The organism is Geobacillus sp. PLS 41, from assembly GCF_056494105.1.
This window is the reverse complement of sequence record NZ_CM151395.1, coordinates 1,687,082-1,700,032: the sequence shown is the minus strand read 5'-3', so window position 1 is coordinate 1,700,032 and position 12,951 is coordinate 1,687,082. Positions and strand designations below refer to the sequence as shown.

Here is a 12,951-nt window from a genome sequence, read left to right as displayed (position 1 = left end):
TCGCCTAGAGCATGGACAACAGCTGGTCGGACACTTTTTCCGCATCTTTCGGAGTACGGCAGATGATCAGGCACGTATCGTCGCCGCAAATCGTACCGACGATTTCGTTCCAATCCAAATTGTCGAGCAAGACGCCGACGGCATGGGCGTTGCCCGGCAGCGTCCGCAACACAAGCAAGTTGCCCGTTCCGTCAAGCTTCACAAACACATCAACAAGCGCCCGCTTCAGCTTTTGCAACGGATTGAAGCGCTGGTCGGACGGAAGGCTGTACTTGTAGCGGCCGTTGGCCATCGGCACTTTGACGAGCTGCATTTCTTTAATGTCGCGCGAGACGGTCGCCTGGGTGACGTTAAAGCCAGCTTCTCTCAGCCGGTCGACAAGCTCGTCTTGCGTTTCAATGTCATGGTTCATAATGATTTCGCGAATTTTAATATGCCTTTGCCCTTTGTTCACATTGCGCCACCTCCCCGCTTTTCAAAGTGCAGAGCAGATTGTCCGTCCCGCCGACGCTATTTGCCGCTTGGCTCCACGCTCCCCGCCCGCAATCGGGCATGCGCCTCGCTCACCACGTCGGCGACGGATGCTGGCAGTCGGTTTTCTCCCTCCCGGTTTCCTCCAGGATAGGCAGCATGAAGCAAAAATTCAATATTGCCGTCGCCGCCGGTAATCGGTGAATACGTTAAATGAAGAACATCGAACCCTTCCGCGCAGGCGAATTGAATGATCGATTCGAGCACTTCCTCGTGAATGTTCGGATCGCGGATGATCCCTTTTTTGCCGACCTTTTCCTTGCCGGCTTCAAACTGCGGCTTGACGAGAGCAATCACATCGCCGCCCGGCACCATGACCGTCTTGACGACCGGCAAAATGAGCCGCAGCGAAATAAACGAGACATCGATGACAGCTACTTCCGGCAGCCCTTTCGTAAACTGATCCGGCGTCACGTAGCGGAAGTTCGTCCGCTCCATTACAACGACGCGCTCGTCTTGACGCAGCTTCCAGGCAAGCTGGTTGTAGCCGACATCGACGGCATACGTCAGCTTCGCCCCATGCTGCAAGGCGCAGTCAGTGAAACCGCCGGTCGACGCGCCGATGTCAAGAACAATTTTATTTTCCACGCGAATATGAAACTCGCGCAACGCTTTTTCCAGTTTCAACCCACCGCGGCTGACGTACGGAAGCGGGTTGCCTTTCACCTCAAGCGGAATGTCAACCGGCACTTTTTCCCCGGGCTTATCGAGTCGAACGTCGTTTGAATAGACAAGCCCGGCCATGATCGCTCGCTTCGCCTTTTCCCGCGTTTCCGCCAGCCCTCGTTCGACAAGCAGCACATCGAGCCGTTCTTTTTTTCCTTTCATGTCTCAAGCCCTTTTCTGTTTTCTTGGCACCATCGTTTTGATGCGGTCGATGATATGGGTCGACGTCAGCCCGATTTCATTGAGCAGCTCGCTGACGCTTCCATGTTCGATAAAGCGGTCCGGGATGCCCATCCGTTCGATGACCGCTCCGTGATAACCATGATCATGAGCAAACTCCAACACAGCACTGCCAAAGCCGCCTTGCAGCACCGCCTCTTCGACCGTTAAGATCGGCAGGCGGCTCTCAAGCAGTTCGTGAAGCATCGCCACGTCCATCGGCTTCAAAAAGCGAGCGTTGACGACTTTCACCGATATGCCGTCTTTCGCCAGCTCGTCGGCCGCCTTAAGCGCCATCGAAATCGTCGTGCCAAACGTCAAAATCGCCGCATCGCAGCCGTCGCGCAACACTTCCCACGTGCCGATTGGGATTTCTTTCAGCTCCTCATCAAGCGGTACGCCAAGCCCGTTGCCGCGCGGGAAACGCATGGCGATTGGCCCGTCGTCGTAGCGGATGGCGGTGTACACCATGTGCTGTCCTTCGTTTTCGTCTTTTGGCATCATCAACACCAAATTCGGCACATGGCGCAAAAAGGCGATGTCAAACACCCCTTGGTGCGTTTCGCCGTCCGCCCCGACCAACCCAGCACGGTCAATGGCGAAAAAGACATTTAAGTTTTGCCGGCATACATCATGGACGACTTGGTCATAGGCGCGCTGCAAAAATGTCGAATAAATGGCCAAAAACGGTTTCATCCCTTGCGTCGCCAATCCAGCCGCGAGCGTTGTCGCGTGCTGCTCGGCGATGCCAACATCAAACATCCGATCTGGAAACTCGCTTGCGAACCCTTCCAGTTTCGAGCCGACCGGCATCGCCGGCGTAATCGCGACGATGCGCGGGTCGGTGCGAGCGAGCCGGCGCACGGTTTCGCTGACAAGCGCGCTCCATGACGGACCGGCCTCTTTCGTTTTGACAAAAGCGCCGGTTTCGATTTTGTACGGCCCTGTGCCGTGCCATGTGCCGACTTTGTCGTTTTCCGCCGGACTGTATCCTTTCCCTTTCTTCGTGATGACATGCACAAGCACCGGACCTTTCATCTTCTTCGCATAGCGCAAGTTCTCAAACAAATCCTCAAAATCGTGGCCGTCGACCGGGCCTAAATACGTAAACCCGAGCTCTTCGAAAAACACGCCGGAGACAAGCAAATATTTCAAGCTGTCTTTCAGCCGCTCGGCCGTCGCCGCCAGCTTGCCGCCGACCGCTGGGATGCGCTTGAGCAGCAGCTCCAGTTCATCTTTCACCCACTGGTATTTGCCGGCGGTGCGCAACCGACCGAGGATGTTGTGCAACGCGCCGACGTTCGGGGCGATCGACATTTCATTGTCGTTTAAGATGACAATCATATCCGTTTTCTCATGCCCGATATGGTTGAGCGCCTCAAGCGCCATGCCGCCGGTGAGCGCCCCGTCGCCGATGATCGGCACGATGTATTCATCCGTCCCTTTCAAATCACGGGCGATCGCCATTCCCATCGCCGCCGACAGCGACGTCGAGCTATGGCCCGTTTCCCACACGTCATGCTCGCTTTCGCTCCGTTTCGGGAACCCGGACAGCCCCTTGTATTGGCGGAGCGTGTCAAACGCGGCGGCGCGTCCGGTCAAAATTTTATGCACGTATGACTGGTGTCCGACATCCCAAATGAGCTTGTCTTTTGGGCTGTCGAATTCGCGGTGGAGGGCGATCGTCAGCTCGACGACCCCTAAGTTTGGGCCGATATGTCCGCCCGTTTTCGACAACTTCTCAATTAAAAACCGCCGAATCTCGGCGCTTAACCGTTTCAGCTCAGGAATGGACATGTTTTTGACAACGCGCGGATGGTCAATTTTTGTCAAGTCCAACAAAGATCACTCGCTTTCATTCTGTCGTTCTCCGAGCCGTTTCTCCTCGTACAGGTAGTATTATTATACATGATCCGGCGCGAAAAATCGACTTTTCCCGCCAACGCAGCCCGTCACCACCTAGGACGCGTTTTGTGGTGTATCTATAGAACTTGCGGCGGCCGCCCGGCGGAAAACAACCAAAAAAACAAGGCCGCCTCCGCCCCGAAGGAAAGCGAACAACGGGAACAAGAGGCCGCCGCCCCGCATCAGTGGTCGCGGACCGCGACAAGCTCGCAAATGTAGGCCAGCACCGCGTCATCGATTTTGGCTTGTTGCAAATGGCGCTTCGCGGCGTCGATGTGAAACGCCAGTTTCTCTTTGGCACCGCCTAGCGAAAGAAGCGCCGGATATGTCGCCTTCTTGTTGTCGCGGTCGCTGCCGACTCGCTTGCCGATTTTTTCTTCCATTCCTTCAATGTCCAAAATATCGTCGCGAATTTGAAAGGCGAGGCCTAAATGTGCGGCGAACTCGTTGAGTTCGCGCGTCTGCCGACCATCGGCGCCGCCAAGCAGGGCGCCGGCGTGCACGCTGTATTGCAACATTTTCCCCGTCTTATGGCGGTGGATGTATTCCAGTTCCGCAAGCGCCAGCGTTTTTCCTTCCGCCTCCATATCAGCCGCCTGTCCAGCGACCATGCCTTCCGGGCCGGCCGCCTTCGCGAGCTGCTCGATGAGCTGCAGCCGGACGGAAGGCGGAACGCGGTCGTCATCAACCTCGGCGATCAATTGAAACGCATACGTAAGCAAGGCGTCCCCGGCCAAAATGGCCATCGCCTCGCCGAACACTTTATGGTTCGTCGGTTTGCCGCGCCGCAAATCATCGTTGTCCATGCTTGGCAAATCATCATGAATGAGCGAGTACGTATGGATCATTTCAATGGCGCAAGCGACTGGCAGACCGATCGCCGGGTCTTTGCCAAGCGCTTGGATGGTCGCCAGCAACAAAAGCGGGCGGATTCGTTTGCCGCCGGCCTCAAGCGAGTAGGCCATCGCCTTTTTCAGCGTCTCCGGCCCACGAAGCCGCGCCATATAGGAGGAAAGCGCCGCCTCGACGGCCCGTTTTTGTTCGTTGAGAAACTGTTCAACCGAAAGCTGCGCCACCCGTCACTCCTCCTCCGGCGAAAAAGGGACAAGCTCGCCGTCTTCACGCAGCATGTACTCCAACTGTTTCTCCACATGCTGCAATTTATCATGGCAAAGCTTGGACAGTTTCATGCCTTCTTGAAAAAAGGCGATCGCCTCCTCAAGCGGCACGTTCCCTTCCTCGAGCTTTTCGACGATTTCCTCCAGTTTTTTCATCGCTTCTTCAAACGTCATCTCTTTTTCTTCGCTCATACGTGTTTTTCCTCCACTCCCGTCACTTGACAATCGACTCGTCCGTCTTGAACTTGAATGGAAAGATGCTCGCCGATTCGAAGCTGGTTCGTTCGTTTCACGAGCTCGCCCTGCTCATTGTACACCAAGCTGTAGCCGCGCTCCATGATGCGAAGCGGACTGAGCGCCTCAAGCCGGGCGAGGTTGGAGCGAAAGCGGAACCGATGGCGCTCCACCGCGGTGCGCATCGCTTTTTCCAGCGCATTGGCGGCCGCCTTTTGCCGTTCTTTCATCCGCTCAAGCTCTGCAGCTGGATGGTGCCGCCATAGTCTCATGTCAAGCTCATGCAACCGCTGACGATGTTTGTCGACGAGCCGTTCGCGTTGGCGGCTAAGCCGCTCAAGCAACGCATCAAGCTGCTGTTCTTTTTGTTCATAGAGCCGCTTGGGATAGCGGAATGCGTAGGATCCTTGCAGCCGGCGAAGCTGCTCTTTATCAGCGGCAAGCTGCTCTTTCATGGCGCGGATGAGCCGCCATTTCCGCTCGGCGAGCCGCTCAGCGAGCTCCCCAACATGCGGCGCCGCCATCTCAGCTGCTGCCGTCGGCGTCGGCGCCCGCAAATCGGCGACAAAGTCGGCGATCGTAAAATCTGTTTCATGGCCGACAGCGGAAATAATCGGTATTTTTGAGGCGAAGATGGCGCGAGCGACGATTTCTTCATTGAACGCCCACAATTCTTCGATCGAGCCGCCGCCGCGGCCGACAATCAGCACATCAACCCCGCCGAACGAATTCGCCCGCTCGATGGCGCGCACGATGGAGGGCGCCGCCCCGTCCCCTTGAACGAGCGCTGGAAACAAAATGACTTTAGCGAGCGGATAGCGGCGGCGAATCGTCGTCATAATATCGCGCACCGCCGCTCCAGTCGGCGATGTAACGACGCCGATGCAGCGAGGGAAGGCTGGAAGCGGCTTTTTATGGACCGGCGAAAACAACCCTTCCGCCTCGAGCCGCTGCTTCAGCTGTTCGTAGGCTAGATAGAGGCTTCCGACACCTTCCGGCTGCATTTCTTTGACATAAAGCTGATAGTTGCCGTTCGGTTCATAGACGGAAATTTCCCCGCGCGCGAGCACGTTCATCCCATCTTCAGGACGGAATGGCAAATGATGGTTGTAGCCGGCGAACATGACGGCGGCAATGCGTCCTTGGCTGTCTTTCAACGTAAAATACATATGGCCGCGCGAATGCTGCTTAAAATTCGAAATCTCGCCCTTCACCCATAGATCGCGCAAATGCGGGTCGACATCGAACTTGCGTTTGATGTACTTCGTCAACGCCCCGACCGTCACATATTTCACTTCCACTGATCCTGCCCTCACTTTGCGGCCAGCTGCCGTGCCGCTTCAATCGTGTTGTGCAAGAGCATTGTAATCGTCATCGGCCCGACTCCACCCGGCACCGGCGTAATATAGCCAGCCACTTCTTTCACAGCGTCAAAATCGACATCGCCGCACAATTTGCCGTTCTCAAGCCGGTTGACGCCGACGTCGATGACGACCGCCCCGGGCTTGATGTGTTCCGGGCCGATGAGGCGCGCCTTGCCGACAGCGACGATCAAAATGTCCGCCTGCCGAGTGATGGCGGCCAAATCCGGCGTTTTCGAGTGAGTGTAGGTGACGGTGGCATGTTCGCGCAAAAACAGCTGGCCAACCGGTTTGCCGACGATGTTGCTTCGGCCGACGACGACGACGTGCTTGCCGGCGATGTCAATGCCGGCCGATTGCACCATCACTAAAATGCCATGCGGAGTGCAAGGGAGAAACGCCCGTTGGCCGATCATCATTTTTCCGACATTGATCGGGTGAAACCCATCGACATCTTTTTCCGGTGCGATCGTTTCAATGACCGACCATTCGCAAATGTGATCCGGCAGCGGCAGCTGCACTAAAATGCCGTGCACCGCCGGATCGACGTTTAACTCGCGGATTTTCGCAAGCAGCGTCTCTTCGTCGATCGCCGCCGGAAACGTGTAAAGGAACGAGCGAATGCCGACCTCGGCGCACGCTTTTTGTTTTCCTTTTACATACGAATGCGATGCCGGATCGTCGCCGACTAGAATGACGGCCAGCCCCGGCTCAACGCCGTCCGCTTTCAACTGTGCGGCTTCATCCGCCAATGCGGTGCGAATCGTCCTCGCCATCTCCGTTCCGCTAATGATTTGTGCTGTCATCGTGTTTCGTTCCCCTCTCCTCGTTCATCGTTCGATATCTGCCCGCGATGCAGCCGGTTTTATTTTTGCAGCGCCGCCTTCACTTTCGAAAGCACGCCGTTGACAAAACTTCCGGATTTCCAATCGCCGAATTTTTTCGCCAGCTCGACCGCCTCATCGAGGCTGACGCTTACCGGCACATCATCGGCGTATTTCATCTCGTACGTCGCCATGCGCAAAATGGCGCGGTCAACGTTGGCGACGCGTTCAAGCGTCCATTTTTCCAAATTGGCGCGCAACAGCTCGTCAATCTCCTCCTGGTGCTCGACGACGCCAAAGACGAGCTGGCGCAAAAACGGGTCGATGTCGCCGCCGCCCGTGACATTGTGGAGCGCCTCGTCTGGTGGAATGCGTCCGACATCGATTTGAAACAGCGCCTGCAACGCCTTTTCCCGTGCTTCATGCCGCTTCATGGCGGTCCCCCTTTCCAAAAAACGAACATTCACAATGAAATCATATCATATTTTTCGGAAAAAGCCAGCCTTTTCCCACAAATCATTCGCGCTGCCGTTGGTTGCGCCACAACGGCCTCGTTCATTACAATAACAAACTTTGGCCAAAAAAACAAAAAGGCAGCCGCCGAAAAAGCAACTGCCTTGCGAGATCACTGTTCGACCACGCCTTGTTCCTGCTTGCCGCCCTCAAACTGGATGCCGACGATATGAACGTTCACTTCGCTCGCCTCGAGGCCGGTCATGTTCCAAAGCGCCTGGCGCACATTTTCCTGCACCTTTTTCGCCACGTTCGGAATCGATGCGCCAAACTGGACGAGGCAATAAAGATCGATGACGACGCCGTCGTCGCGCAAATCAACCTTGACGCCTTTGCCATGGTGTTTCTTTCCAAACCGCTCGGCGACGCCGGCGGCAAAATTGCCGCGCATTTGCGCGATGCCGTCGACTTCTGACGCCGCGATGCCAGCGATCACCTCAATCACTTCCGGTGCAATTTCCACCTTGCCGAGCGCCGGGTACACTTGCTCTGTTTCAAAGACATGCTCAGACATAAGGCACCTCCTATTCCGCCTTCATAATATCATATAACTCCAAAAACTTCGTATTAAACTCACCGCTTTGAAAATTCTCATGCTCCATTAATTTTATGTGGAACGGAATCGTTGTATGAATGCCTTCGATGATAAACTCCGAAAGCGCCCGTCTCATGCGGGCGATCGCTTCCGCACGCGTCGGCGCATGAACGATCAATTTGGCGATCATCGAATCATAATACGGCGGGATCGTATAGCCTGGATAGACGGCGGAATCGACGCGCACGCCCGGGCCGCCCGGCGGCAGGTACATGGCGATTTTCCCCGGCGACGGCATAAAGTTTTTCGCTGGATTTTCGGCGTTGATCCGGCACTCGATCGCCCAGCCGTTAAACGTGACGTCCTCTTGGGTGATCGACAGCTTTTCACCGGCGGCGATGCGGATTTGCTCCTTGACCAAATCGATGCCGGTGATCAGTTCGGTGACCGGATGCTCGACTTGAATGCGCGTATTCATCTCCATGAAGTAAAATTGCTTGTTCCGGTGGTCATAAATAAATTCAACCGTGCCGGCGCCGGTGTAGTTGACCGCTTTTGCCGCCTTGACGGCTGCCTCGCCCATCTTCCGGCGCATCTCGTCGTCAAGCGCCGGCGACGGCGCTTCCTCGACCAGTTTTTGCAACCGGCGCTGGATCGAGCAGTCGCGCTCACCGAGATGAATCGTATTGCCGTACGAATCAGCGAGCACTTGAATTTCGACATGGCGGAAATCTTCGATATATTTTTCAATATAGACGCCTGGGTTGCCAAACGCCGTCGCCGCTTCCTGCTGGGTGATGTTGATGCCTTTGACGAGCTCGCCTTCGTCGCGGGCGACGCGGATTCCTTTCCCGCCGCCGCCGGCCGTCGCTTTAATGATGACCGGATAGCCGATCTCTTCGGCAATCGCCCGCGCCTCATCAAGGCTTTCGATAACCCCGCGCGACCCAGGCACGATCGGCACCCCCGCCTCGCGCATCGTCTCGCGAGCGATGTCTTTAATGCCCATTTTTGCAATCGCTTCCGGACTTGGGCCGATAAATGTCACGTTGCATTCACGGCACAGCTCGGCGAACGCTTCATTTTCCGCCAAAAACCCGTAACCGGGGTGGATGGCGTCACAGCCAGTCAGCGTGGCGACGCTCATAATGTTTGTGAAATTTAAATAGCTGTCTTTCGAAGCGGTCGGCCCGATGCAGTACGCCTCATCAGCCAGCTGCACGTGCAAGGCGTCGCGGTCGGCTTGCGAAAAGACAGCGACCGTCTCAATCCCAAGCTCGCGGCAGGCGCGGATGATGCGGACGGCGATTTCCCCGCGGTTCGCCACCAACACTTTTTTGATCATCGTCCGTTCTCTCCCTTATTCAGGCTTGACTAAAAACAACGGCTGGCCATATTCGACGAGCTGGCCGTTTTGCACCAACACCTCGACAATTTCGCCATCGACTTCCGCTTCAATTTCATTAAACAGCTTCATCGCCTCGATGATGCAAACGACCGTATCTTTTTTCACTTTGTCGCCCGGCTTCACATACGGCGGCTTGTCCGGCGCCGGCGCTGCGTAGAACGTGCCGACCATCGGCGAAGTAATTTGATGCAAGTTGCCTTCCACAGCCGGCTTTTCTTCTTTGACCACCGGCGTTTCCGCTTTCGGTGCCGGCGCTTCTGAGGCCGCTGCTTGAACGGGAGCAGCTGCCGAAGCCGGTTCGACCGCTGCCGGAGCGGCAGGCGCCGGCGGCGCGACCGCCGTCTGTGCGGCCGCAGCCGACGCAACGGCGACAGCAGTCGTTCCTTTTTTCATATGTACTTTTGTTTCGCCTTGTTCGTATACGAATTCGTCAATTGAGGACTGGTCGACCAAGCGGATCAATTCACGGATTTCTTGAATTTTCATCGATCTCACACCTTTCTCCAAGTATCGTGCAGCCCGTTCCTTTCTGGCGGTGCCTAAACGTGTCCATAACGATTATACACACAACAGTAGGACAAACAAAAGACTTTTCCGCAAAAAAAGAAGCTGCCCTAAAGAGCAGCGCGTTCATCCAGCCGGCTGAAACTCAACCGTCACGTATTCAGCATCGGGTATTTCTTTTTTCACCATATGAATGACTTCATTCGCCGATTTAGCTGAGCTTTGTTTCGCTTTGATCGTCACGCGCACTTGGTTGTCATCGGCGCGCACGAGCACGTCTTCATAACCGCCTTTCGATTTGATGAGCGTCTCCAACGTTGCTTCTTTTTCGGACAATGCTTGCAATTTTTCAATTTTGTCGAGCGCTTCACTTTTTTCTTCCGCCGTCGCGTTCGCTGAAGCGACAATGGCGTTCAGCTCATCGCGCAGCCGGCTCCGTTCATCCTCAATTTTCATGCGCAGCGCTGTAAACAAGTCGTCGCCCGTTTCGCCAGACGCGGACGGCTTTTTCGCCTCTTCGACAGCGACGCTCGGCTGATCGGTTGTTTTTTCCGTTTTCTTATTGGCGGTAAATGCCGGACTGTCGTTCATATTTTTTGGAGCTGTCACGTAATAGACCGACAGCACAACGACCAAGCTCAACATCGTCAACAGCCATACGGTTTGTTTTTTCAACATGCCGATCTCCTCCCCTTACCCGGTCATTTTTTCGGCAAGACAGCGACGCGGTAGCTCGGAACGTTTAACACGCGCGTCACCGCCTCGACGATCCATTTTTTGATTTGCAAATTATCCGCCCCTTTGGCGACAACGAGAACGCCGCGGATGTCCGGCTTTTTCGTGGCGACGACAAGCGGCGTTTCTTCTTCGCCGTTATGAATAATGATGACTTCTTCATTGGTCGACTCGTTTTCGATCGTCCGCTTCCCGCCTTCCTTGTCGCTCTCTTCCGTTGTCTGCTGCTGAGTCGAACGCTTTTTCTCATACAGTTTCAACTCCGTGGAATCGAGATTGACGACGACCGTGACATCATCCACCCCTTCGATCGCCTCAAGAGCGGCTTTCAGTTCTTTTTCGTACCGCTCCTCATAGGCGGCGATCACTTTCTCTTTCGTCTCCTTGCTTGCCAGGAATGCCGGCTCGGCTGGAGCGGACGGCTGCCCGGCGGAAGGCTTCGCTTCGGCTTCCTCTCCACTGTTTGCCCAATGGCTTGCCGCCATCAAGGCGACACCAGCCAACAGCAGGACGACGACGTACGAAAACGGCCATTTTTTCTGTGCTCCTTCCCCGTCTTTCGGCGCTGAAGAAAAGAGCCGTTTGATGAGCGGCAACATCCCCCCTCTATTCCCTCCCCCTAAATTGCACGTCAATTTTATCTTCATCGATTTCCCATCGGCCGGCGAGAAAAGCGCGCACCTCCTCTGCCAGCGAAGCATCGCCCTCCGGCAAAGCCGGCGGCTTCGTCGTATCGATGACAACCGGTTCCACCAAACCGGCTGACTTCTGTTTCGAAAGGACGACCTCAATCGTCTTGATGTCATCCGGCATGCGCCAGTCGTCGCCTGGCTTGGCGTAAACGTTGACATCCGCTTTCAGCCCATACTTTTCCATCAACTCCTCATTGACATCGTTTTCGAGCTGGACAGCCATTTGTTTTAAAATATATGCGCGTTGCGAGGCTTGTATTTCTTTTTTCTGCTGTTCGATTTGATTTTTTATTGCCTCCTCCCCCGCACGGCCGTTGGAAAAATGGACGAGCGCCGACGCGATGAGCTGCTCGGGATCAACGGAAGCGAGCCGGAGCACCGGAGCGAGCATCACGAGAACGAGCATAAGCCCGACAGCCATTTTCACGTATTTTTGCATCGTCCCCGACGGCAGCAAAAAATCGATGATGACAGCAAACAACAAAAACAAAATGATGTTTGTCACCCACTCAATGACTAGCTGCATAGCGCTCCCCCTAGCGGACCATCATCGTAATGTTTCCGGCCATCACCATGACGGTGAGGCTTAAGAAAAACATGAGCGACACAATGAGCAGCGCCGCCAGCACGTAAGCGATGCTTTTGCCGATGATGTTGAGGCAGGACAATACCGGTCCGCCGCCAAGCGGCTGTAGAAGAGCAGCCGATAGTTTGTAGACGATGACGATGGCGAAAATTTTCACCGCTGGAAAGATGGCGATCATGAGCAAAATCGCCGCCCCGACCAACCCGACCGTATTTTTCAACAGCATGGAAGCGGCGACGACCGTATCGGCGGCATCAGTGAACAGCTTGCCGACGACCGGGATGAAATTGCCGGTGACAAATTTCGCCGCCCGGAGCGCCACGCCGTCAGCCACGGCCGCTGTCGCTCCTCGCACGGACATGACGCCAAGGAACACGGTCAAAATGAGGCCGAGCAAACCGAGGGAGGCTTTGTTGAGCAAATCGGCGAGCTGAGTCGCCTTGTAACGGTCGCTGAGCGTGCTGACGACAGAAAGCAGCGCAGCCAAAAGCAAAAGCGGCAAGGTGACGTATTCAACGACCGTGCCGGTGGTGTTCATCACAAACAAAATGATCGGGTGGAAAAACGCCGCCGACGCGACCCCGCCGGAAGTGGCGAGCAGGGCGAGCAGCAGCGGAACGAGGGCGATGATGAAATGGCTCATCGTCCGCACCGCCTCAAGCGCATAATCCGCCGCGAGGCGAAAGCTGTTTAAGGCGATCAACAAGAGCACCATATAGACGACCGCCTGGGCGATTTTGCTTACTTCCTGCTGAGCGAACGCATTTTGCAGCGATTGCAGCACCGTGCTGAAGACAGCAAGCAAAATGAGCGTGCCGAGCAGTTTGCCGTTCACCTGCAGTTCATAAAACAAATAGCGGGCGAGCGCCTTCAGCCATTCGGACGGCGACCATTGCTTGTCGCCGCTTAAAAAATCGGTGAGCGGCCCTTTCTCGCTTTCCGGCAAAAACCCTCCATACTCGCTGACGATCGTTTCCCAATAGCGGCGGATATCGCTCACATCGAGCTGAGCGAGCTGCTCGCTGACCGACGGTCCATCGCTTGCGGCTTGTACGACCAACGGACAAAAAAAGAGAGAAAGCAGCCCGACAATAAGGAACGCTGTTCGCTTCAATCCGTT

Annotated in this window: 15 protein-coding genes; all 15 read right to left on the bottom strand. The window is 55.5% G+C overall.

Translation table 11 applies throughout. The features are described from left to right. Positions 1 to 4: 4 nt before the first annotated feature. Positions 5 to 454, bottom strand: coding sequence for a transcriptional regulator AhrC/ArgR (ahrC, locus tag ACVX3G_RS08445; protein WP_011231872.1), 450 nt, complete (start codon positions 452 to 454; stop codon positions 5 to 7). A gap of 56 nt (positions 455 to 510) precedes the next feature. Further along, positions 511 to 1,359: a TlyA family RNA methyltransferase gene (locus ACVX3G_RS08440; RefSeq protein WP_011231873.1), complete on the bottom strand. Its 849-nt coding sequence runs from the start codon at positions 1,357 to 1,359 to the stop codon at positions 511 to 513. A gap of 3 nt (positions 1,360 to 1,362) precedes the next feature. Beyond that, a complete protein-coding gene (gene dxs, locus ACVX3G_RS08435; protein WP_014196321.1) occupies positions 1,363 to 3,255 on the bottom strand; it encodes a 1-deoxy-D-xylulose-5-phosphate synthase in 1,893 nt (630 codons plus the stop codon). A gap of 248 nt (positions 3,256 to 3,503) precedes the next feature. Next, the gene (locus tag ACVX3G_RS08430; protein WP_014196322.1) at positions 3,504 to 4,397 is read right to left on the bottom strand and encodes a polyprenyl synthetase family protein; all 894 of its coding nucleotides are present in this window, start codon (positions 4,395 to 4,397) and stop codon (positions 3,504 to 3,506) included. Between the two features lie 3 nt (positions 4,398 to 4,400). Next, positions 4,401 to 4,631: an exodeoxyribonuclease VII small subunit gene (locus tag ACVX3G_RS08425; protein WP_012820585.1), complete on the bottom strand. Its 231-nt coding sequence runs from the start codon at positions 4,629 to 4,631 to the stop codon at positions 4,401 to 4,403. Beyond that, the gene (xseA, locus tag ACVX3G_RS08420; RefSeq protein WP_014196323.1) at positions 4,628 to 5,974 is read right to left on the bottom strand and encodes an exodeoxyribonuclease VII large subunit; all 1,347 of its coding nucleotides are present in this window, start codon (positions 5,972 to 5,974) and stop codon (positions 4,628 to 4,630) included. The genes ACVX3G_RS08425 and xseA overlap by 4 nt, the downstream gene beginning before the upstream one ends. Positions 5,975 to 5,985: 11 nt before the next feature. Beyond that, positions 5,986 to 6,840: a bifunctional methylenetetrahydrofolate dehydrogenase/methenyltetrahydrofolate cyclohydrolase FolD gene (gene folD, locus ACVX3G_RS08415; protein ID WP_011231878.1), complete on the bottom strand. Its 855-nt coding sequence runs from the start codon at positions 6,838 to 6,840 to the stop codon at positions 5,986 to 5,988. 59 nt (positions 6,841 to 6,899) lie between these two features. Then, positions 6,900 to 7,292, bottom strand: coding sequence for a transcription antitermination factor NusB (gene nusB / locus ACVX3G_RS08410; RefSeq protein WP_011231879.1), 393 nt, complete (start codon positions 7,290 to 7,292; stop codon positions 6,900 to 6,902). A 191-nt stretch (positions 7,293 to 7,483) separates the two neighbouring features. Beyond that, the gene (locus tag ACVX3G_RS08405) at positions 7,484 to 7,885 is read right to left on the bottom strand and encodes an Asp23/Gls24 family envelope stress response protein (protein ID WP_011231880.1); all 402 of its coding nucleotides are present in this window, start codon (positions 7,883 to 7,885) and stop codon (positions 7,484 to 7,486) included. 10 nt (positions 7,886 to 7,895) lie between these two features. Continuing rightward, positions 7,896 to 9,251, bottom strand: a complete 1,356-nt coding sequence (accC, locus tag ACVX3G_RS08400; RefSeq protein WP_011231881.1) for an acetyl-CoA carboxylase biotin carboxylase subunit — start codon at positions 9,249 to 9,251, stop codon at positions 7,896 to 7,898. A gap of 15 nt (positions 9,252 to 9,266) precedes the next feature. Beyond that, positions 9,267 to 9,800: an acetyl-CoA carboxylase biotin carboxyl carrier protein gene (gene accB, locus ACVX3G_RS08395; RefSeq protein ID WP_014196324.1), complete on the bottom strand. Its 534-nt coding sequence runs from the start codon at positions 9,798 to 9,800 to the stop codon at positions 9,267 to 9,269. 144 nt (positions 9,801 to 9,944) lie between these two features. Then, complete coding sequence (locus tag ACVX3G_RS08390; protein WP_011231883.1) at positions 9,945 to 10,496, bottom strand: SpoIIIAH-like family protein; 552 nt, start codon at positions 10,494 to 10,496, stop codon at positions 9,945 to 9,947. 23 nt (positions 10,497 to 10,519) lie between these two features. After that, positions 10,520 to 11,152, bottom strand: coding sequence for a stage III sporulation protein AG (spoIIIAG, locus tag ACVX3G_RS08385; RefSeq protein ID WP_011231884.1), 633 nt, complete (start codon positions 11,150 to 11,152; stop codon positions 10,520 to 10,522). A 7-nt stretch (positions 11,153 to 11,159) separates the two neighbouring features. Then, positions 11,160 to 11,771 carry a stage III sporulation protein AF gene (gene spoIIIAF / locus ACVX3G_RS08380; protein ID WP_014196325.1) on the bottom strand — a complete coding sequence of 204 codons (612 nt, stop codon included), beginning with the start codon at positions 11,769 to 11,771 and terminating at the stop codon, positions 11,160 to 11,162. Positions 11,772 to 11,781: 10 nt separating this feature from the next. Continuing rightward, positions 11,782 to 12,945, bottom strand: coding sequence for a stage III sporulation protein AE (spoIIIAE, locus tag ACVX3G_RS08375; RefSeq protein ID WP_014196326.1), 1,164 nt, complete (start codon positions 12,943 to 12,945; stop codon positions 11,782 to 11,784). Positions 12,946 to 12,951: the final 6 nt, after the last annotated feature.